Raw genomic sequence first — 19,634 nt, 5'->3', positions numbered from 1 at the left:
CCGTTTCAGTTTCCTTTGAAATCGCCGGGCCGCTTTTCCAGCACGGCGGCGACGCCTTCCTGATGGTCCTCGGTCAGGTGGGCCAGAGCCTGCATCGCCGCCGACATCTCCAGCATCTGGTCGAAGGTCGTGTCGCGGCCCTGGCGCAGCAGGGTCTTGGCCATGCGCAGGGCCTGGGGCGGTTGGGCCGCGACCTGGGCGGCGACGGCCAGGGCTTCGTCCATCAGGCTGTCGTGCGGGACCACGCGATTGACCAGCCCCCATTCGGAGGCCGTCGCGGCGTCGATGGAGCGGGCGGTAAACAGCAGTTCGGCGGCGCGGGCGTAGCCGATGCTGCGCGGCAGCAGCCACGATCCGCCGTCGCCGGGAATGATGCCCAGCTTCAAGAAAGGCACGCCGAAGCTGGCGCGCTCAGACGCGATGCGGATGTCCCCGAGCCCCGCGATATCGCAGCCCAGCCCCATCGCCGGCCCGTTGACGGCGGCGATCAGTGGAACCTCGAGCCCATACAGAGACCGCACGATCCGGTGGACGACGCGGCGATAGCGTTCGCGGATGGCGGCGCCTGAACCCTCGAACAGGTCGCGCCTGTCTCGCATCGCCGTCAGGTCGCCGCCGGCCGAGAACGCCCGCCCGGCGCCGGTCAGGACCACGCAGCGGATCGACGGATCGGCATTGACCCGCTCGCACGCCGCCGTGACCTCGTCGCCGTCGCCCAGATCGGGCAGGGCGTTCAGCCGCGCCTCGCGATCCAGCGTCCAGATCAAGATCGCCCCCCGCTTCTCTTCGGTGATCAGGCCCATGCATCGTCTCCGTCTTCGCGCCCGTCATCGACCGCGAACGCCGCGTCAGGCAAGCCCGGAATTGCAAAAGCCCCGGCGAAACCGGGGCTTCTTCAGGCTGAGGGCCGAGCGGGCCGTCAGCGTTTCTTGATCGTATAGGGTACGAAGTTGGACGGATGGCTGATCACCCGGCCCGAGTTCGACGGCATGTGCCGACTGTTGACCAGCATCCCGCCCCAAAGGGCGAAGGACATCATGGCGTGTTGGAGGTTACGCTCCTTATCGTTCATCTTGGCGTCTCCTTTCGCAGAACGATGAAAAGAGACGCGTCGTACCAATGGGATTCCACCGTCAGTCGTTTCGCGTCATCGGACAATATAAGACAGTTTCGTGAATTTGCAACTTTATTCGTCAGGAGTCGGAGTGATTTTCGCCACTGTGTCACAATGAGCGCGACGACCCCGAGCCGGCCCAGACCGCCCAGGGCCATCGCCACGCCCTGCATCATGGTGTGCGCGGTCGATGGCGAGAGCGGCCTGTGTCTGGGCTGTTTTCGCACCCTGAAGGAGATCGCCGGCTGGAGGGCGCTGACCGACGCCGAACGCGCGGCGGTCATGGCCGACCTGCCGTCGCGCCGTAGTCAGGTCGATCCGGCCAAGCTGGGCTAGCGCGGTTCGCGGCTTAAGCTTTCGTCAGCCACGTCGTTTCACCCCATCCAAACGCTGCGCCTTTAAGACAGAGGCATGGTTCGCATCGATACCCAGTCTATCGTCGTCCTCGGCTTCGCTCTCATGGCGTCGTTCGGCACGGCCCTGACGATCCGCCATATGGAAGGCGACGGCCTGGCCCAGGCGGCGACGCCCGTGGTCGAGGCGGCGGTGGGCGCCTCCGGCACGGACGCCCAGGTGGTCAAGGGCGCGGACGGCCACTATTGGGCCGAGGCCAATATCGACGGCAAGGCGGTGCGGGTGCTGGTGGACACCGGCGCCAGCGTGGTCGCCCTGACGCGCGCCGACGCCCTGAGGCTGGGCGTCGATCCCGAACCCGAAGCCTTCACCGGCAAGGTCCAGACCGCCTCGGGCGTCGTGCGCGCCGCGCCGGTTCAACTGAAAACGATCTCGGTCGCGGGCGCGCGGGTGGACCGGGTTGAGGCCCTGGTGGTCGAGCAGGGGCTGGAATACTCCCTGCTGGGCATGAGCTATCTGGGCCGGCTTTCCGCCTTTTCCGCCACGCCGGCCGGGCTGACGCTGCGCCCTTAAAGGTCGCGCATCTGGCGACGGGCTTCGCTGAAATACTGCCAGCCGGTCCACAGGGTGATGATGGCGGCGAACCAGATCAGGAAGATGGCGAAGGATTCGAACGCCGGCTGCCAGGCCAGCGGCGATCCGTCGTCGTTCTGCAGGCCCAAGGCGCCCCACAGCAGGGTCAGCTGAAGCGCGGCGAGCGCCACCATCTGCACCGTGGTCTTCCACTTGGCGGCCAGGGTGACCGGCAGTTCGATGCGGCCTGCCATCGTCTCGCGCAGGGCGGAGACGGCGAATTCGCGGAACAGGATCAGGCCGCAGGGCAGGGCGATGCCGGGCAGCGAACCCGAGGCCAGGACGCCCAGGATGGCGCCGGTCACCAGCACCTTGTCGGCGATGGGATCGAGAATGGCGCCCCAGCGCGTGGTCGCGTTCCAGCGTCGGGCCAGATAGCCGTCGACCCAGTCAGTCGAGGCGGCGATGACGAAGATCCAGAAGGCCCAGACGCTGAACCGCCCCTGGGTCTCTGGCGACAGCCAGGCCTCAAGCGCGCCCGGCGCGGCCCCGGCCATCATGGCGAACATCACCACCCCGGCCGCCAAGCGCAGCCCGGTCAGGATGTTGGGAATGGGGTTGGCGCGGTGGGCGGTCATGACAGGGTCTCCAGCAGGGACGCGAGCAGGGGATGCGGCGTCTCCGCGAACGGATTGGCGACGGTGACGCCTCGATAGACGAAGCCGTCCTGCATGTCTTCGGAAAGCAGAAGACCGCACCCGGCCTCGGAGGCGATCGTCAGGATCAGGGCGTCCCAGATCTGCAGGTTGAAGAAGGCGGCGCCCTCCAGAGCCGACGCCATCGTCGCTGCGGAATGCGCGGTCAGGCCGACGCCTGCGCTCCAGTCCTCGACGATCTTGCGCGCGACCTTGGGCGGATGACCGCCCTTGCGGGTGAGGATATTGTAGAGCTCGCCCGCGACCTGCGTGGGGATGACCACCTCGTGCCGGGCCGCCGCCTTCAGCACCTCTAGTGCGCGGCGACGTTTCGACGCGTCGTCGCCGACGCCGGCGGCGTAGCCCAGCACGTTCGTGTCGAGCGCCAGCCTCAAGCGTAACCGTCTTCGCGCGTGATCCGGCCAGGCGCGCGGACGGGTAGAGCGGCGAGATCGTCGATCAGGGCGTGAAGGCGTGCGACCCTGTCGTTTTCAGGCTCGACCATGACACTAGTCGGGGTCATCCGCACCAAAGGCCGGCCCCGCGCGGTGACGACATAGGAGTCGCCGGCCGCCACCTCTCGAAAAATCCTCGAGAAGTCGCGATTGGCTTCGGTGGCGCTGATCGTGCGTTCCATGTCCGCAATAGTAGTGGTTTTCACTACTATTGCAATCAGTCCAACGGTTCGAACCGGGGCTTGTCGGTCATGGCTGTCAGGGCGCCCTCGGCGATGCCGAAATGCAGGCCGCTGAGCTGAAGCTCGCCCTTGGATTCGCGCTCGGCGATCCAGGGGAAGGTGCGCAGATTCCGGATCGACAGCCGCACGATGGCCTCTTCGGCCGCGCGCTCCAGTTGGTCGGGGGCGACGGTTTCGGCGACGTGCTGGACGACGGGCGTCCCTTGCGCGATCCAGGGGGCGACGAAGTCGGCGACGATTTCAGGGGCGCCGTTGATCATGGCGTTGACCCCGCCGCAGTGGGCGTGGCCCATGACCACGATCCGCTTGACGCCCAGCACCTTGACCCCGAACTCCAGCGCCGCCGACACGCCGTGCAGCTTGCCGTCCGGCTCGTAGGGCGGGACCAGATTGGCGACGTTGCGCACCACGAACAGCTCGCCCGGCTTGGCGTCGAAGATCAGGGCCGGATCGGCGCGGCTGTCGGAGCAGGCCACGATCAGGGTGTGCGGCTTCTGGCCCTTGGTCGCTAGGGTTTCGTATTCGGCGCGGGCCGTCGGCCAATGCTCGGCGCGGAAGCGGCGATAGCCTGCGGTCAGTTCGTCTTCGGTGTCGCTCATGCTGACTCATGTAGCGAGGCTGCATCGCCTGCTCAACGGAGTCTTGCCTTGACGTCATTGACGAGTTCGAAACTGTAGTTCATAAAAAAATGAACTACAAGGATGAGTGACTATGAATGCTGGACTTAACCGCCCCGAACGTGTCCTTGAGGCAATCGGCGCCAGTCCTGCGACGCGCGCCGCGAGCGGTCGATATCTACGGTCGCTGCCGGTACGACCGGGCGTGCGGTACTGGGCGACGTCGCATGAGCGGTTTCGGGAAGATTATCTCGGCGTCCAATTCTATGGACAGGGGCAAGAAGTGGGGAAGCGATTGGCGGCTTCGCTCGAACGCGCCGGCTTCAAAGCGCGCAAGCCGCAATCCAACCAAGACACCTTCGCCAAGGCCGTGCCGTTTGACGGAAGCGGCGAGGTGGATACCCGTCGCCTGGTCGCGCTGCGACGAGAATTGGACGCCATCCTGCAATCGGGAGAGACGAGCGTTAGCCAGGAGAACGATCTTCCGAAGTCGTTTCGCGACTTTATGCTGGCATCGCCCCTGAGCGCGGTCGACCTCGATTTACCGCCACGCGATGGGCGCTGGCGCGAAAGCGTCTCCTGATGTGGCTGCTTGATACGGTCGCCCTGTCGGAAGCTAGCAAGCCGCGTGCGAACCCCGGTTACCTGTCTTGGCTGGCGACAGTTCCGCCGCACGAAATCTATACCAGTGTGCTGTGTCTGGGGGAAATCCGGCGCGGGATCGAAATGCTGGCTGAAGGCGATAAGCGCGAGGCTCTGGTGATATGGCTGGAGCGCGACTTGACGGACTGGCTGGGCAACCGTGTTCTCCCAGTCGGCGGCGAAGCGGCCCAGACGTGGGGGCGGCTCGGCCCACGGGGCAAGGTTTCGCCTATCGACGCCCTGATCGGCGCCACTGCGTCCCATGCCGGTCTGACGGTCGTTACGCGCAATGCGCGTGATTTCGACGGGCTCGGCGTTCCGGTGCTCAATCCCTGGTTCTGAGCTGACGCCCATGCCAGTCGCTGACGCGATTATCTCATTGGAAGGCGAGGACGAGGTGGTTCTGTTGCCGGACTGGGCCTCGTTCGGACCCGACGTCGATGTCGTTCTAACGCGGGAGGGCGACGTCATCACCATACGGCCCAAGACCGAAAAGTCCGAGAGCGGCGACCCAACGGTCATCCGCTCTTCCTGAAGAAGGCGTGGATGCGTTCGGCGAGGGGTTGGTTGATGCCGTCGACCTTGACCAGGTCGGCCAGGGAGGCGCGGCTGACGCCCTTGGCTGAGCCAAAGGCGTGCAGCAGGGCCTTCTTGCGGCCGGGGCCGACGCCTTCGATTTCGTCCAGCGGGTTCTTCTTGATGTCCATCGAGCGGCGCTTGGCGTGGGCGCCGTTGGCGAAGCGGTGGGCCTCGTCGCGCAGCCGTTGCAGGTAGTAGAGGGCCGGCGACTTCAGCGGCAACATGAACGGCGCCTTGCCGGGCATGAAGAACTTCTCCATCCCCGCGTCGCGATCCGGCCCCTTGGCCACGCCGACGACGGTGATGTCGTCCAGCCCGCCCAGATCGGCCATGACCGCCAGCACCTCGGCCAACTGCCCCGCGCCGCCGTCGATCAGCAGCAGGTCGGGGCGGACGACGTCTTCGCCCTCTTCCTCGTCCTTGACCAGGCGCGAGAAGCGACGACGCATCACCTCGCGCATCATGCCGTAGTCGTCGCCGGGGGTCAGGTCTTCGCCCCGGATGTTGAACTTGCGATACTGCGACTTCTGGAAACCTTCGGGGCCGGCGACGACCATGCCGCCGACTGCGTTCGTCCCCTGAATGTGGGCGTTGTCGTAGATCTCGATCCGCTCGGGCCGGCTCTCCAGACGGAAGGCCTCGCACACCTCGTCCAGGATCTTGCCCTGGGCCGAGCTTTCGGCCAGGCGGCGGCCCAGGGCCTCGCGCGCATTGGTCAGGGCGTGGTCGACCAGGGCCAGCTTCTCGCCGCGCATCGGACGGGCGATCTCGACCTTGCGATCCGCCTTCATCGAAAAGGCTTCTTCCAGCAGTTCCAGCTCGTGGGGGCGCACGTTGGACAGGATCAGGCGCGGGATCGGCTTGTCCTCGTAGAACTGGCCCAGGAAGGCGGCCAGAATCTCAGGATCAGTGTCGGTCTTGTCCACGCGCGGGAAGTAGGCGCGGCCGCCCCAGTTCTGGCCGGCGCGATAGAAGAAGACCTGGACGCAGGCCTGGCCCCCGTCGGAATGCAGGGCGAAGACGTCGCCTTCGGCGACGCTATCGGCGCTGACGGAGTTCTCCATGGCAATGGCCGAGAGGGCGCGGATGCGGTCGCGCACGCGGGCGGCCTGTTCGAAGTCCATCTCGTCGGACGCCGCCTGCATCTCCTTGGACAGGCGGCTGATGACGGCGCGGGACTTGCCGCGCAGGAACTGCTCGGCCTCGGTGACCAGTTCGCCGTAGTCGTCCAGGCTGATCAGGCCGGTGCACGGCGCCGAGCAGCGCTTGATCTGATGCAGCATGCAGGGGCGGGTGCGGGTCTCGTAGACGCTGTCGGAACAGGAGCGCAGCAGGAAGGCCTTCTGCAGGGTGTTCAGCGTGCGGTTGACCGCCCAGGTCGAGGCGAAGGGGCCGAAATAGTCGCCGGGCGTGGTGTGGGCGCCGCGATGCTTCCTGACCTGGGGCGCGCGGTGGTCGCGGCGGATCATCAGCTCGGCGAAGGACTTGTCGTCGCGCAGCACGACGTTGAAGCGGGGCTTCAGCTTCTTGATGAAGTTGGATTCCAGCAGCAGGGCTTCGGTCTCGGTGGCGGTGACCACCAGCTCCATCGACCGGGTCTGCGACACCATCAGGCCGATGCGTTGGGTGTGAAAACGCCCCTGCGCATACTGGATGATGCGCTTCTTCAGCGACTTGGCCTTGCCGACGTACAGGCACGACCCGTCCTCGCCATACATGCGATAGACGCCCGGCTTGTCCGGCGCCCGGCGCGCCTCGTCGGCGATCAGGGCGGCGGCTTTCAGTTGGGAATCAGGCGTCTCCTCGGTCATCGCGCCCGATATAGGGTCAAGAGCGCCGGACCAGAAGGACGCCGGCCAGAACAAGCCCCACCCCGGCGATGCGGCCGATGTTCAGCGGCTGGCGCGGCACGCCCAGCGCCCCGAAATGATCCAGCGCCAGGCTGAGCAACAGCTGGCCGCCGACCATCAGGGTGATGGTCATGGCCACCCCCAGGCGCGGCACGCCCCAGGCGGCGGCGACCACGAAACAGGCGCCGTAGGCCCCGCCCAGCCAGGCATACCAGGGCAGGGCCCGCGTCGCGGCCATGTCCGGCCGGGTGTGCAGGATGGCCGCCAATATCCCCAGCACCGTCGTCCCGACCGCAAACGAGATGAAGGCCGCGTTGACCGGCGAGGCCACGGCGGTCGCCAGCCTGGCGTTGGTCGGGGCCTGAAGCGCGGTGGCGCCGCCGGCCAGAATGACGACGAGGATGGCGAGCAGGGACGGGTTCATGGCCCCTGGCTAGCATGGCTTTCAGGACTTGCAGAGGGCGGCGTGCGGCGCTGGGCGCGGCGCAGGCGGCGGCGCTCGGCCCGGTTCAGCGGGACGCCGGACGGGTTTGCGTCGTCCGAGGATAAAACAGAGTGCAATCGGTGCGCTTCGCCCGGTCCGGACCCGGCGTCGTCCGTCGAGGGGCGAGGGACGGGCGGGGCGGTCCCATCAGACGGTCGGGGCGGAAAATCAGGGTGCAATGTGTGCACATCGCCGGTCTGGGACTCCATCGAAGACAGGGTTTCGAAGATCCTGAGCCAGCGCTGGGCCTCGGTCGCCTCGCCGTCGATCAGGGCCAGTTGCAGGCGACGGCGCGCCGTGTCGGCCATGTCGGAGAAGGCGACAGGCTCGACCGCCTCCAGCTCGAGCGCGGGATCGTAAACGTCGGGGTCGTCCTGGTCCCCGCGCCGCCACTTGCCCTTGCGCGCGCGGATGCGAAAGGCCGACAGGCCCAGGTCGTAACGGCGACAGACGATCCGCGCCGGCTCGCCCGCCAGATAGTCGTCGCGGGCCAGGTCCCAGATCTCCTGCGAACGGACGCGATAGACGGGGGCGACTTGGGTCATGGGCGGACGCTGCCACGCGCCTGCGTCAGATGCGGACGCACAACGTGGGGAGGGGGACCGCGAAGCGGTGGAGGGGATCTTGAAGTCCCACGGAAGCTTGTGGTGCGGTAAAGAGCCCCTCCGTCACGGCGCAACAACGCCGCGCCACCTCCCCGCTGCGCAGGGAGGAGACAGCGTGATGTCACCAGTCGGGATCGACCGGGGCGCCGTCGAAGATTTCGGCCAGGCGCGCGCGACAGCCCCGGTTCATGTCGTCGGGCAGGGCCGAGGGCGAGAACCAGCCGATCTCGGCGATCTCGCCGTGGCTGGCGCGTTCGCCCATATCGAAGGCGTCGAGGCGGAAGACGGCGACGTGATCGCCGGGAAAGAACCGTTCGTTGGAATGGATCGAGATCAGGCGCGGCGCCCCGCGCGCGACCAGCCCGGCCTCTTCGCGCAGTTCGCGCACCACGGCACGTTGCGTCGTCTCGCCCCGGTCCACCCCGCCGCCCGGCAGCCACCAGCCCTTGAGATAGGTGTGCCGCACCATCAGCACCCGCCCCTGCGCATCCACCGCCACCGCCCGCACACCCAACGTCTTGCCCCGCGTCAGCCGCGACCAGGCGAAGAAGAGCGGGCGGGTGAAAGGCTCGACGTGGATGCGCCAGGTCATTCTGTCGTCCTTAGCGGCTCATATCGCATGTCTAGAGGGCACAGCCTCCAAAAGACATGGCCAGATTTATCTTGGCCGTTCTGCATCGGGATTATCGGGAAATAGCCTCAACAACCCTTGCTGCGGAAGATGCTGACAAGCCTTTAGACCCCATTGACCTCTGCGCTCGGCTGCACTCGACGGATTGATGGCCCAGTAGTCAGTGATCGATGCTCTCAACCGACCATCGACGATTAGTCTCTCACCAGACCGATATAGCCCACGCGCTTCTTCTGGCGCGTCATCGAACCGCACGAACACTGCGGCATCCACCGGGGCCTTGCCCACGTAGCTGTATGTCAGGCATCGGCCGATGTAGCTTGCCGGCCTCGACGCTCCGCGCGCCGCCTGACGTGCGAACCATGCTGTTTCCGCTTCGCAACGCGCATCGCCATCTGGCGCAAGTTCGAACTTGTAGACGCCAGACGGTTCGCCCCGCGTAGGACCGAAATAGTAGCCGTCCCCCGGCCCCATGTTGATATACAAGGCGCGGGCGACACCGCTGCGCAGCCACAAGTCTTCTCCGCTGCCTATTCCGATGAATTGCGACGCCGTCTGGAAGCTGGGATCATCCGCAGGGTCACGGGAAAGATTGCCTGGCATCCAAACGTCGATCCCATAAGGGCGCTCGCCAAACCAGCGTAAGGCTGCATCCTGCTCACATCGTCGGTTCATCTCATGAAGCATGGCGGAACTGGGACGGTCCGCTAGATACAACGTCGTCAGGCAACCCGACAGCGGAGCGGCCATCGCGATGGCTAGCAGTATGCGCGACATTTTAAACTCCCCCACAAATCGGACCTTAGCGTTAGGCGCGCTTCAGGCAAGTGAACCATCCCTGCTTGAACCCCGCCCCGTCCCGCACTAAGCCAAGACGGACAACAGGAGCATCCCATGCTGGCTCTCGGCATCATCTTCGGCTTCATCGCCGTTCTGGCGGCGTTCAACGTGTTCGAGTTCGGTCGGGTTGACTGAGGCGGCTGCTCGCTCGGAGCGGGGCGTCGCCCTGGTCACGGGCGGGGCGCGGCGGATCGGGCGGGCCATCTGTCTGAAGCTGGCCCAGGCCGGCTTCGACGTGGCGATCCATCATCATGCGTCGGGCGACGACGCCCGGACCCTGGCCGATGAGATCGCGGGCCTGGGCCGGCGCGCGTGTTTGTTGCAGGCCGACCTGACAGACGAGGCCAGGGTGCGGGCGCTGATCCCTGCGGCGGTCGAGGCGCTGGGGCCGGTCAGCGTGTTGGTCAACAACGCCTCGGTGTTCGAGGACGACCGGATCGGCGCCCTGACGCGCGACAGCTGGGACCTGCATATCGAGACCAATCTGAGGGCGCCGATCGTTCTGGCCGAGGCGTTCGCCGCCCAGGCGGTCGAGGGCGCCGTCGTCAACCTGCTGGACCAAAAGGTGCTGAAGCCGGATCCGCGCTTCTTCTCCTACAGCCTGTCGCGGAACGGCCTGTGGTGGGCGACCCAGACCCTGGCCCAGGCGTTGGCGCCGGGCATCCGGGTCAACGGGGTGGGGCCGGGGCCGACCCTGCCGTCCATCCACCAGACGCCCGAAGAGTTCGCCGCCGAGGCGCGCGCCACCCTGCTGGAAACCCCCGGCAGCCCCGAGGCGGTGGCCGAGGCGGTGCTGTGGCTGATTGACGCCCGGATGGTCACGGGTCAGATGATCGCCGTCGACGGGGGCCAGCACCTGGCCTGGCGCACCCCCGACATCCAGGAGTAGCGCGTGGTTTCCTCTCCTCTGGCGACGCCGGCTCCGGCGGACGATCCGCTGCGTTTCGAGCGGCTGAGTGTGTTCGTGCGCGGGCTGGAGGTCGAGGCCGGGATCGGGGTCTATGACCACGAGCAGGGGCGGCTGCAGCGGCTGGTGATCGATGTGACGCTGGAGCTGGCGCCGCGTCCCATCGAGCGTCTGGGCGACACCATCAACTATGAGACCGTGGCCGACGCCGCGCGCGCCATCGCCGCCGAGGGGCATGTGGGGCTGGTCGAGACCTTCGCCGAACGGCTGGCGCGGGCGTGCCTGGAGGACGACCGCGTGCAGCGCGCCACGGTGCGGATCGAAAAGCCGGGCGCCCTGGCGGCGGTGGCGGCGCCGGGCTGCGAGATCGTGCTGCGACGGTAAGGGTTTCCGCTCTTTCGTCATCCTCCGGCAAGCCGCTTGCGGCGCAGACCGGGGGACCCAGCGGCGCCGAAGGCGATGGGTCCGCTGGACAAATGCTTCGAGCAGAGTATCCGCGACAGGTTCGCGCTCTCGCGCGCCGCTGGGTCCCCCGGTTCCGCTTCGCGGCCCGGAGGATGACGAAAGCTAGGTTGCGTCCGAACGGCCCGACCGCCATTGTCGTCGGCAGATTCCAGCCGGGCGTCCGGCGTGACAGAAGCGTTGTTCATGGCCGAACCCGGCGATCCGAAAGACCCAGCAGCGCCCCGCGATCACGACCACGATCATGACGCCGAGGTCGGCTTCGTCTCGCCCGCGTCGCTGGCGGGCCGTGCGCGTGAGCGCCAGCCGGAGCCGTTTCCCACGGACGAGCGCGAACCGGACCTGTTCGATCCGCCTGAGTTGGCGCCGGGGCCGGGGCCTTTCGACCGGTCAGGCCCGACGACCCGGCCGACGGCGCCGTTTCCGCCCCGGTCCGAGCCGACGCCCGTCGAGGCCGAACCGGCGCCGGCCGTGCGCGCCGTACGCCAGCGTCTGACGGCAGAGGCCGCCCCCAAACTTCAGGATTCAGGCCGTGAAGGACCGATCGTGCCGATGCGGCTGTATGCGGTCTATGTGCTGATCCTGTTGGCGGTGCCGACGCTAGGCGTGTCGTGCCTGGTGGCCCTGCTGGCGGTGATGCGACGCGACGGGGCGACGGATCGGCTGGAGCACAGCCACGCCGTCTATCAGCAGCGCACCATCGTGGGCGCGGTCGGGGCGGCGGTCGTCGGGGCCCTTTTGATCGTGGTCAACATCGGCGTGCTGGTGCTGTTCGCCTTGGCGATCTGGGTCTTGGCGCGCGGCGCGTTCGGGGTGCTGAAACTGAAAAGCGGACAGGCCGTTCCTCACCCCCGCAGCCTGCTGTTCTGAAAGATCGAAGATGACGAACGAACCCAACTTCATCGCCGGGCAGCCGTCCGAGGGCAAGGTCGGGGCGCTGATCGCCTGGGCCCTGTTCATCCTGTCGATCCCCAGCGCCAATGTGCTGGTTCTGATCGGGCTGGTGGTGTCCTATGTCACGCGCGGGACGGCGACGGGCGTGGCGCGCCAGCATATCGAGGCGCAGATCCGGCTGTTCTGGTCGGTCTTCTGGTGGACCATCGCGGCCTGGGTCGGGATCTTCGTCAGCGCACTGGCGTCGGTGGTGCTGATCGGCATTCCGTTCCTGCTGCTGTTCCTGCTGGTCTGGTTCCTGCTGAGCGTCTGGTTCACGATCAAGAGCGTGATCGGCCTGCTGAATCTGCTGAACGACAAGCCGATCTGAGTGCCGATCTAAAACTCGCGGAACGTCCCGACGGCCTTGGCGGTTGATCCGTCAAAGGAGAATCTGATGGGACAGTTCAAGGACGTCGAAGGCGACAACCGGTTCGAACAGGCGTTCGACGACGACAAGGGCGCGGGCCTGGTCTGGGCCGACTATGCCGTCAAGGGCGATGCGCGGGTCATCCTGCATGTCGAGGCCGAGCCGTCGCTGCGCGGATCGGGCGCGGCGGGGCGGTTCATGCAGTCGCTGGCCGGCCATGCGCGCCAGACGGGGCTGAAGCTGTTTCCGCGCTGCAGCTACGCCGTCGCCTGGCACAAGCGGCATCCGGATTACGACGACGTCTTGGCCTAGGCGATGCCGCCGCCCCGCGATCGCAGGGCGGCGGTTTGGGTTCAGCCGCCGGCGTAGCCGCCGATGATCGGCAGAATCTCGCCGGTGATGAAGCTGGACATCTGGGGCGAGGCCAAGAAGACGTAGGCGGGCGCGATTTCCTCGGGTTGGGCCGGGCGTTTCATCACCGTGTCGGCGCCGAAATTCGAGGTCGCCTCTGCATCCTTGTCGGCGGGGTTTAGCGGGGTCCAGACCGGGCCGGGCGCGACGACGTTCACGCGGATGCCGCGCGGCGCCAGATGCGTGCCGAGCGAACGGGCATAGGCGTGGATGCCGCCCTTGGTCAGGGAATAGTCCAGCAGATCCTTATTGCCCATCAGACCGGTGACCGAGCCGGTCATGACGATGGCGCCGCCGGCCTTCATGTGCGGGACCGCCGCCTTCGTCATGTTGAAATAGCCGTAGAGGTTGGTCTTCAGCGTGCGGTCGAAATGCTCGTAGCTCAGGTCCTCGAAGGCGGGGACGTGTTCCTGGAAGGCGGCGTTGGGGACCAAGACATCCAGACGACCGAAGGCGTCGAGCGTGGCCTCGACCGCCATCTCGGCGAAAGCGGGGTCGGAGACATCGCCCTTCAGCACCACAGCGCGGCGCCCCTCGGCCTCGACGGCGGCCTTGGTGGTTTCGGCGTCGGCGTCCTCGTCCAGATGGCAGATGACGACGTCGCAGCCTTCGCGCGCGAACAGGACGGCGACTGAACGGCCGATGCCGGAATCTGCGCCGGTGATCAGGGCGGCGAACCCGTCCAGCTTGCCCGACCCCTTCCAGAAGGGTGCATCATAGAGGGGCGCGGGATCCAGCGCGGCCTCGTCGCCCGGCTTGGTCTGATGTTGTTTGGGGAAGGGCGGTTCGGGATAGGGGCGGGCGCCGGCCTGCATCGCGCCGGACGGTTTGTCATCGCCGGACGCCTTGTCCTTGGCGTCGATGTCGCGCTGGATGGCGCGTTCCTGATCGGCGATGTCTTCGGCGCGCGCGTGGGTGCGGTCGTCCATGGATGTCGTCTCCTGAACATGGGGTCTTCAGGAAAGCGGACGGGCGGGCGGGTCGTTCCGACGGCCCCGCTTCGTTTTCAGCCGACGCGGTGGACGATGGTCTTGATGGTCTCGGCCTTGGTCGGCAGATCGGCGGCGAGGCGCGAGGCGATCTCGCGCGCGCCGACCGGATAGGCGTCGCCGCCGTCCGCGATGGCCTTGGCCTTGGCGGCGGCTTCGAGCAACAGCTTTTCCAGACCTTCGATCTCTTCCAGCGCCAGGGCGTGGGCTTCGAGCTGGAGGCGTTTGACGCGGTCGGCCGTGGTTTCGGGCGCGCGCATCAGGTCATAGACGGCGGACTCGGATTCGACGATCCGCAGGTCGGGCTTGGTGTCGGCGCTGGTCTTCTTGGTCATGGAATCAGTCCGCAGCAGGTGGCTGAAATCCAAGAGTGAACGCGAACCTTTCGGCCGTCGAGCTTGACCGTAACGGTTGTGGCGGCGCTGTGGCCGCCACGCATCGGTTTTGGATCGATCAGAGTTCCGGCGCGCGGGCCGGGACCATGGCAGGCGCGGCGACAGGGGCCAGGACGCCGCCGGCGACCGCACGCAGCGGCGAGCGCGGCGTGTGCAGGACGGCCGGCGAAACGCTGATGCCGTCCTGAACCGGGGTGACCAGATAGCCCTTGGCCGCCAGCTTGTCGCCCGAGCGGACGCGCGAGGTCCAGACGGTGATCGGGGCGGCCAGCAGCAGCGGCAGGACGATCGGGGCGAACCAGGTGGCCAGGTCGGGACGAACGGCCAGCGGGATCAGGAAGCCGACGCCGGCGATCATCTGCCAGCGCATGGCGCGGAAAGCGTCCGACCAGGCCAGGCCGTCGGCCTCGCGCTGCTGGGTCGACCAGCCGGTGTCGTGGCCCGAAACGATCTGGATGAAGGCCTTGGTGTTGGCGACCATCAGGATGGGGGCCAGGATGGCCGACAGGGCGATCTCGGCCGCCATGCCCTTGGCGATGGCGCGACGGCCGCCGAAGGCGCGCAGCTCGGCCGGACGGCTGAGGACCAGGGCGGCGCCCATGAACTTGGGACCGATCAGCAGCACGCCGGACAGGAAGGAGGCCAGCATGAAGGGCGTGAACTGGGGGTTCAGAATGTAGAAGAAGCTGGTCCAGTCGACCGGATAGAACATCTGGATGAACAGGCCGACCATCAGCGACGCCAGCCAGAGGGGCGACGACAGATAGGCCATGCAGCCCATCAGCAGCTGAAGGCGGCTCATCGGCGACAGGCCCTTGGCCGTGATCAGGCCCAGGTGCTGCAGGTTGCCCTGGAACCAGCGGTGGTCGCGGCGGATGAAGTCGGTGATCGACGGCGGGGTCTCTTCCCACGATCCGTCCAGCGAGGCGGTGACGTGGACGGCCCAGCCGGCGCGGCGCATCAGGGCGGCCTCGACGACGTCATGGCTCATGATGTGACCGCCGAAGGGCTTCCTGCCCTTCAGGTGCGGCAGGCCGCAGCAGGCGGCGAAGGCGCGCGTGCGGATGATGGCGTTGTGGCCCCAGTAGCTGGATTCCGAACCGGTCCAGTAGGCCAGGCCGGCAGCGGCGACGCGGCCGTACAGGCGCACCGAATACTGCGACACGCGCGCGAAGATGGTGCGGGCCTTGATGATGACCGGGGCGGTCTGGATCAGGCCGACGCCTGGATTGCGTTCCATGGCGTCGACCATGCGCAGCAGGGTCTCGCCGGCCATGGTGCTGTCGGCGTCCAGGACGATCATGTTCTCATAGGCGCCGCCGAAACGCCGGACCCATTCGGCCAGGTTGCCGGCCTTGCGCTCGGCATTGTCGGTGCGGCGGCGATAGAAGGCCTTGGAGTTGGCGGCCATGCGGAACGACTGGAAGACCGAACGCTCGGCGGCGGCGGCGTCTTCCTTGGTCGAGTCGCTCAGCACGAAGATGTCGAAGGCCGACGAGGCGCCCAGACGCGCCAGGCAGGAATCGATCTGGGACAGGCGCGCGAAGGACGAACGGGCGTCCTCGTTGTACAGCGGCATCAGCAGGGCTGTGCGGGTACGCGGCATCGGCGGGTGCGGCGAGAAGGCGAGGTCCGCCTGATCCTTGCCGCGCAGCATGACGAACAAGCCCATCAGGCCGCTGACGAACCAGCAGGAGATGGCGGTTATCAGGACCATGAACAGGCCGAAGGCCAGGATCTCGGTGCCGTCCCAACCCTTGCGGGCATAGAGGTAGAAGGGCGTGATGGCCGACAGGCCGGTCAGAACGAGGGTGCCGGCCAGCAGGGCCAGGCGACGCGTCGCGACCGTGCGCGGCGAGGTCGCGGGCGTCACGTCGGCGACGGCGTCGGGCGCGGACAGGGACTGGACCGGCATGGCCAGCGGCGCCTCGTCGGGCAGCCACGACCAGCTGGGCGTTTGCGCGCCGTGGATCGTTGTCTCGATTTCAGCCTGTTCGACAGGCCGGATCGCCAGCTTGTTCATGCCGCTCTGGACGCCCCCGAGTGAACCGGATGTCGTCCCGAGGGCTGGGGACGACGCGGAGTGCTGCACTGCAACACGACCTGCATAATCGATCACATTCGCGCGATTTTCAATCACGCAATGTTGATGAAACCAAAAAATGTGGGGGTGAAGTCAGGCCGGAACGTCGAACCGCGCGGAAGCCGGGCGGCCGTGCGGCGACTCCGTGGCGACCGACAGCAGTTTACGATCCAGCACCCAGGCTGCAACCCCCACCCAGCAGACCAGGACGATGGCGTAGAGCCGCTCCCACCAGCCGACGTTGGCGTCGTTGACCGTGCCCGGGAAGACGAGGTGCTTGGTCAGGACCGTCAGGATCGCCATGACGACGAAGGTGACGACGAGAAAGAGCTTCAGGCGCGGCACGTCCCGGCGTTTGGCCAGCCCCCACAGCAGCAGCATCGGCGCCAACTGGATGCCCAGGGCCAGGTTGATGACCATGTGGCGCGGATCTGGCCAGGGCCACAGGGTCGAGGCCGACATGCCGCCGCCGGCCAGGATGAAGACGATGGCGATGACCCAAGCTGCGACCCGCGCACCGGTCAGGGCGTAGATGGCCAGACCGAAGCCGATCCCCGCCAGCCCGGCCATGACGCCGGCGACGAAGACCCCGCCGTTGAAGATGATCGGCGCCTTGGCCGTCGCCCCGCCCAGTTCGCTGAGATACTGGGTCGCATTGTTGAAGCCGGGGTAAGCCAGGATGGCCACGGCGACCACCGTCAGGGCCAGAAGCGGGGCTGCGACGCCCACGCCAAGCAGCCGACGACGGCGGTGATAGCGAAGCTGAGGCTTCAGCAGGGCCTGAAGGTCCAGCGGCCAGGGCCGGCCGTCCAGCGGCTTCAGCCCCCACAGCGGGCGAATGGCCGGGATGCGACGCACGACCTCATAGATCGCCAGGCTGCCGACGAAGGTGACGGCGATCAGGGACAGCAGTTCGACCGGCGCCGGCAGGTTCGCGGGGCGGATGATCCAGACGGCCGCGACCAGCACCGTCTGGTGCGCGAGATAGAGGGGGAAGGTCGCCTGGGTCAGATAGTTGAGCGCAGGGCCGCCTCGGTCGCGCAGATGGCGATAGCCGAAGCCCAGAATGGCGACGATCACCGCCCATTGGTCGATGCCGTAAACGGCGGCCTTAGGCACGCCCCAGAAGGCCCGCGCGCCGGGATGCCAGACCTGGACCATCAGGATCGGCAGGGCCACGGCCGCCAGGGTCAGGGCGATCCAGCGATACCGCTCCGTCGTGCGCCACAGGCTCTCGCGGCTGACGATGCTGAAGCCGAACAGGAAGGCGACCAGCGAAAGGGCGTGATTGTACCAGTCGTTGTGCAGGGTGTTGGTCAGGCCGAACCAGGGGAAAAGCAGCCACCGGATGGCGAACAGATAGAGGATCGGCAGGATCAGCAAACGCGGGCCTGTCAGCGCCTTTTCCAGCCCATCGCCCAAGCGCTCGATCAGGCCGGGCTGACGCCACAGGACGACGGCGACCAGGCTGTAGACGGCGATATAGACGATGAACCACAGATGGTTGACCGGCACGCCGTCGGCGAGACCGCTCCAGCCGAACTCATGACCCAGCCAGGCGACGAAGCCGGCGACGCCGCCGGGCCAGCCGCCCTTGTCCATCGACTCGATCCAGGACTGGATCGGCACCAGAACAAGGGCGCCGAAGATCAGGGGTGGGACCAGACGCTCGAACCGGGCGCGAGCGACCTCGCGCGGGGTGCGCCGGAAGGTCATGAACCGCAGGGCGGCGCCGGACACCAGAAACAGCAGGGTCAGCCGCCAGGGATTGGTGACCAGGATCGCCTCACGCATCCACTCGAAGGTGTGGGCGCTGTGGATGTGCCAGTCATAGACGCCGTAAACCAGGCCCACGTGATACAGGATCAGCAGGCCGAAGGCGCCGACCCGGATCCAGTCGAGATCATAACGGCGCTGGGTCGGGGAAGCGGACGGGTTCACGGCCGCGTCTATGATCCGCGTCTGCGCATCAGGCAAGACGCCGGATGGACGCGGGGCGCCGCCAACCCCGCATCCGGTTGAACGGACTAGACCGTCTCCGTAAGGCCCAAGGCCTTCAGCGTCGCTGCGATCGAGGCGCCCTGTTCGGCGCGGTACAGGGCCATCTCGTCCCGGACGGGGCGGCCCAGCGCCTGTTCCAAATCGGCCTTGGCGGGGTCGACGGCATAGGCGGTTTCGCGGGCCTCCGACCCCAGGTTGGACTGGAAGATGCCTGCGGCGCTGACAGGCAGGAAGTCTTCGTAGGTGATGGGCTCAGCGACCACGTGGCCCGCCGCGATCAGGGCGTCCAGATCGGCGGTCTCGGCGCGGGCGGCGAGCCCCTCAGGCGTCGCGCGATAACGGAACCAGGCGAGGTCTGCGCGGCGCAGCGCGTCCCAGTCGTCGGGCAGGGCGGAGAAGTCCTTCTTCGCCAGGGCCTCGTCATACAGGGCGCGACCGGCGGGGGTCAGGGCGCAGCCGCGCTGTTCGATCTCGCCAAAGCGGGCGGTGTGGGCGCCCGCCGTGGGGCCGTCGGCGCCGGGGAAGGTGATCGCCTCCTGCAACGCCTTGAAACTGGTCTGGCGCAGCAGGATCGGACAGGCGCGAGCGGGCGGGCCCTCGATGGTTTCCTTCGGGCTGATGCCGCGTGCGGGCATGGCGGCCTGGGCCGCGTCGATATCCAGCGTGCGCGGCGTCAGGTGGTTGATGTGCGGACCCTTGAAGCTGACCACATCGGCGATCAGACGGTGGGCGGCGACCAGCCGTTCGTAGGTCTCGGCGCTGACGGTCGCCTGGGCGTGCCAGCGGAAGGTCTCCAACAGTTCGGACACAAACCGGTCGGCCTGAGCCTCGTCCAGACCGCCGGCGGCCTGCGCCGTCTCGATCAGTTCACGTGCGCCGGGGGTGAAGATGTCGCGGCGGGCCAGGGTCTCGGCCGCCTCCGCGCGCAAGGCTTCGTCCTCGATCAGTTCCAGCCGCAGCAGTGAGGTGAAGACCCGGAACGGATTGCGCGCCAGGGCCGCCGGATCGACAGGGCGGAAGGCGGTCGAATGGACCGGCACTCCGGCGGGGGCCAGGTTGTAATAGCTGACCGGCTCCATCCCCATGACCGCAAAGGCGCGCGCGATCGTGGCCAGTTCATCGGCCGTGCCGACGCGGATAGCGCCGTGGCGCTCCTCCGAAAGACGCGCCAGTTCGCCGGACGCCGCCAGCCGGTCCGCGCCGCCGGCATCCGCCTTCAACGTCTGCGCATTGATGTCCGCCACCAGCGTCAGCAGGTCGCCATATTGCGGCACCTCGGCCCGGTACATGGCGGACAGGGCGGCCGAAAACCGGCTGCGAATCTCGTCAGGATGGACGAATGCGGACATGAGCGCTCCCACTTTTCGCCGATCCATAGTCCGACTGGCCGCCGGTTGAAACC

26 protein-coding genes are annotated in these 19,634 nt (G+C 67.1%); 10 read left to right on the top strand and 16 right to left on the bottom strand.

Annotated features, from left to right (window positions below):
- Window positions 1-5 precede the first annotated feature (5 nt).
- Window positions 6-803 (bottom strand): crotonase/enoyl-CoA hydratase family protein, encoded by a 798-nt coding sequence (locus LG306_RS14780; protein WP_404416063.1) that lies wholly within the window; start codon window positions 801-803, stop codon window positions 6-8.
- Window positions 804-919: 116 nt separating this feature from the next.
- Window positions 920-1,072, bottom strand: a complete 153-nt coding sequence (locus LG306_RS14775) for a hypothetical protein (protein ID WP_404416060.1) — start codon at window positions 1,070-1,072, stop codon at window positions 920-922.
- 156 nt (window positions 1,073-1,228) lie between these two features.
- On the opposite strand from LG306_RS14775, the gene LG306_RS14770 reads away from it, so the two are divergent.
- Entirely contained in the window at window positions 1,229-1,450 is a 222-nt protein-coding gene (locus LG306_RS14770) for a DUF1289 domain-containing protein (RefSeq protein WP_404416059.1), read from the top strand.
- 75 nt (window positions 1,451-1,525) lie between these two features.
- Window positions 1,526-2,041 (top strand): TIGR02281 family clan AA aspartic protease, encoded by a 516-nt coding sequence (locus LG306_RS14765; RefSeq protein WP_404416057.1) that lies wholly within the window; start codon window positions 1,526-1,528, stop codon window positions 2,039-2,041.
- Here LG306_RS14765 and pgsA read toward each other — a convergent pair.
- From pgsA to LG306_RS14745, 4 genes are read right to left on the bottom strand one after another with little or no spacing between them, the layout of a single operon-like run.
- On the bottom strand, window positions 2,038-2,679 hold the full coding sequence (pgsA, locus tag LG306_RS14760; protein WP_295174209.1) for a CDP-diacylglycerol--glycerol-3-phosphate 3-phosphatidyltransferase: 642 nt from the start codon (window positions 2,677-2,679) through the stop codon (window positions 2,038-2,040). The two genes, LG306_RS14765 and pgsA, sit on opposite strands and share 4 nt — an antisense overlap.
- Window positions 2,676-3,131: a PIN domain-containing protein gene (locus LG306_RS14755; RefSeq protein ID WP_404416054.1), complete on the bottom strand. Its 456-nt coding sequence runs from the start codon at window positions 3,129-3,131 to the stop codon at window positions 2,676-2,678. The genes pgsA and LG306_RS14755 overlap by 4 nt, the downstream gene beginning before the upstream one ends.
- Entirely contained in the window at window positions 3,128-3,397 is a 270-nt protein-coding gene (locus LG306_RS14750; protein ID WP_404416052.1) for a type II toxin-antitoxin system Phd/YefM family antitoxin, read from the bottom strand. Before LG306_RS14750 ends, LG306_RS14755 begins: the two co-directional genes overlap by 4 nt.
- An 11-nt stretch (window positions 3,398-3,408) precedes the next feature.
- On the bottom strand, window positions 3,409-4,032 hold the full coding sequence (locus LG306_RS14745) for a carbonic anhydrase (RefSeq protein ID WP_404416050.1): 624 nt from the start codon (window positions 4,030-4,032) through the stop codon (window positions 3,409-3,411).
- Between the two features lie 112 nt (window positions 4,033-4,144).
- On the opposite strand from LG306_RS14745, the gene LG306_RS14740 reads away from it, so the two are divergent.
- Genes LG306_RS14740 through LG306_RS14730 form a run of 3 tightly spaced genes read left to right on the top strand, consistent with a single transcriptional unit; the run spans window position 4,145 to window position 5,227 of the window.
- Complete coding sequence (locus LG306_RS14740; RefSeq protein WP_404416047.1) at window positions 4,145-4,633, top strand: hypothetical protein; 489 nt, start codon at window positions 4,145-4,147, stop codon at window positions 4,631-4,633.
- Window positions 4,633-5,034 (top strand): type II toxin-antitoxin system VapC family toxin, encoded by a 402-nt coding sequence (locus tag LG306_RS14735; RefSeq protein ID WP_404416044.1) that lies wholly within the window; start codon window positions 4,633-4,635, stop codon window positions 5,032-5,034. Before LG306_RS14740 ends, LG306_RS14735 begins: the two co-directional genes overlap by 1 nt.
- Window positions 5,035-5,044: 10 nt before the next feature.
- A complete protein-coding gene (locus LG306_RS14730) occupies window positions 5,045-5,227 on the top strand; it encodes a hypothetical protein (protein WP_404416041.1) in 183 nt (60 codons plus the stop codon).
- Here LG306_RS14730 and uvrC read toward each other — a convergent pair.
- The 5 genes from uvrC to LG306_RS14705 form a co-directional block, all read right to left on the bottom strand.
- Window positions 5,211-7,082, bottom strand: coding sequence for an excinuclease ABC subunit UvrC (uvrC, locus tag LG306_RS14725; RefSeq protein WP_404416038.1), 1,872 nt, complete (start codon window positions 7,080-7,082; stop codon window positions 5,211-5,213). The two genes, LG306_RS14730 and uvrC, sit on opposite strands and share 17 nt — an antisense overlap.
- A gap of 16 nt (window positions 7,083-7,098) precedes the next feature.
- A complete protein-coding gene (locus LG306_RS14720; RefSeq protein ID WP_242077064.1) occupies window positions 7,099-7,545 on the bottom strand; it encodes a DMT family transporter in 447 nt (148 codons plus the stop codon).
- Complete coding sequence (locus tag LG306_RS14715; protein WP_404416035.1) at window positions 7,542-8,150, bottom strand: hypothetical protein; 609 nt, start codon at window positions 8,148-8,150, stop codon at window positions 7,542-7,544. The genes LG306_RS14720 and LG306_RS14715 overlap by 4 nt, the downstream gene beginning before the upstream one ends.
- Before the next feature lie 181 nt (window positions 8,151-8,331).
- A complete protein-coding gene (locus LG306_RS14710; RefSeq protein ID WP_404416033.1) occupies window positions 8,332-8,802 on the bottom strand; it encodes an NUDIX domain-containing protein in 471 nt (156 codons plus the stop codon).
- A gap of 66 nt (window positions 8,803-8,868) precedes the next feature.
- Window positions 8,869-9,618: a hypothetical protein gene (locus LG306_RS14705; protein ID WP_404416030.1), complete on the bottom strand. Its 750-nt coding sequence runs from the start codon at window positions 9,616-9,618 to the stop codon at window positions 8,869-8,871.
- A 190-nt stretch (window positions 9,619-9,808) separates the two neighbouring features.
- On the opposite strand from LG306_RS14705, the gene LG306_RS14700 reads away from it, so the two are divergent.
- The 5 genes from LG306_RS14700 to LG306_RS14680 all read left to right on the top strand — a co-directional run bounded on the left by LG306_RS14700 (window position 9,809) and on the right by LG306_RS14680 (window position 12,665).
- The gene (locus LG306_RS14700; protein ID WP_404416027.1) at window positions 9,809-10,570 is read left to right on the top strand and encodes an SDR family oxidoreductase; all 762 of its coding nucleotides are present in this window, start codon (window positions 9,809-9,811) and stop codon (window positions 10,568-10,570) included.
- Window positions 10,571-10,573: 3 nt separating this feature from the next.
- Complete coding sequence (gene folB, locus LG306_RS14695; protein WP_404416024.1) at window positions 10,574-10,972, top strand: dihydroneopterin aldolase; 399 nt, start codon at window positions 10,574-10,576, stop codon at window positions 10,970-10,972.
- Window positions 10,973-11,236: 264 nt separating this feature from the next.
- Entirely contained in the window at window positions 11,237-11,920 is a 684-nt protein-coding gene (locus tag LG306_RS14690; RefSeq protein ID WP_404416021.1) for a hypothetical protein, read from the top strand.
- Window positions 11,921-11,930: 10 nt separating this feature from the next.
- Window positions 11,931-12,314, top strand: a complete 384-nt coding sequence (locus LG306_RS14685) for a hypothetical protein (RefSeq protein WP_055805731.1) — start codon at window positions 11,931-11,933, stop codon at window positions 12,312-12,314.
- Window positions 12,315-12,380: 66 nt separating this feature from the next.
- Window positions 12,381-12,665 (top strand): GNAT family N-acetyltransferase, encoded by a 285-nt coding sequence (locus LG306_RS14680; protein ID WP_404416017.1) that lies wholly within the window; start codon window positions 12,381-12,383, stop codon window positions 12,663-12,665.
- 41 nt (window positions 12,666-12,706) lie between these two features.
- Here the strand turns inward: LG306_RS14680 and LG306_RS14675 are convergent, their stop codons facing one another.
- The 5 genes from LG306_RS14675 to LG306_RS14655 form a co-directional block, all read right to left on the bottom strand.
- Window positions 12,707-13,693: an SDR family oxidoreductase gene (locus LG306_RS14675; protein ID WP_404416015.1), complete on the bottom strand. Its 987-nt coding sequence runs from the start codon at window positions 13,691-13,693 to the stop codon at window positions 12,707-12,709.
- Between the two features lie 77 nt (window positions 13,694-13,770).
- Entirely contained in the window at window positions 13,771-14,088 is a 318-nt protein-coding gene (locus LG306_RS14670) for a hypothetical protein (RefSeq protein WP_404416012.1), read from the bottom strand.
- Window positions 14,089-14,206: 118 nt separating this feature from the next.
- Window positions 14,207-16,171 carry a glucans biosynthesis glucosyltransferase MdoH gene (mdoH, locus tag LG306_RS14665; RefSeq protein WP_404416009.1) on the bottom strand — a complete coding sequence of 655 codons (1,965 nt, stop codon included), beginning with the start codon at window positions 16,169-16,171 and terminating at the stop codon, window positions 14,207-14,209.
- A gap of 153 nt (window positions 16,172-16,324) precedes the next feature.
- Window positions 16,325-18,172 (bottom strand): acyltransferase family protein, encoded by a 1,848-nt coding sequence (locus LG306_RS14660; RefSeq protein ID WP_404416006.1) that lies wholly within the window; start codon window positions 18,170-18,172, stop codon window positions 16,325-16,327.
- Between the two features lie 86 nt (window positions 18,173-18,258).
- Window positions 18,259-19,581 (bottom strand): 2-oxoadipate dioxygenase/decarboxylase family protein, encoded by a 1,323-nt coding sequence (locus tag LG306_RS14655; protein ID WP_404416003.1) that lies wholly within the window; start codon window positions 19,579-19,581, stop codon window positions 18,259-18,261.
- Between the last annotated feature and the right edge of the window lie 53 nt (window positions 19,582-19,634).

Source organism: Brevundimonas vesicularis (genome assembly GCF_044807075.1).
Classification (GTDB): Bacteria; Pseudomonadota; Alphaproteobacteria; order Caulobacterales; family Caulobacteraceae; genus Brevundimonas; species Brevundimonas vesicularis_G.
This window is presented reverse-complemented; position numbering and strand designations above follow the sequence as displayed.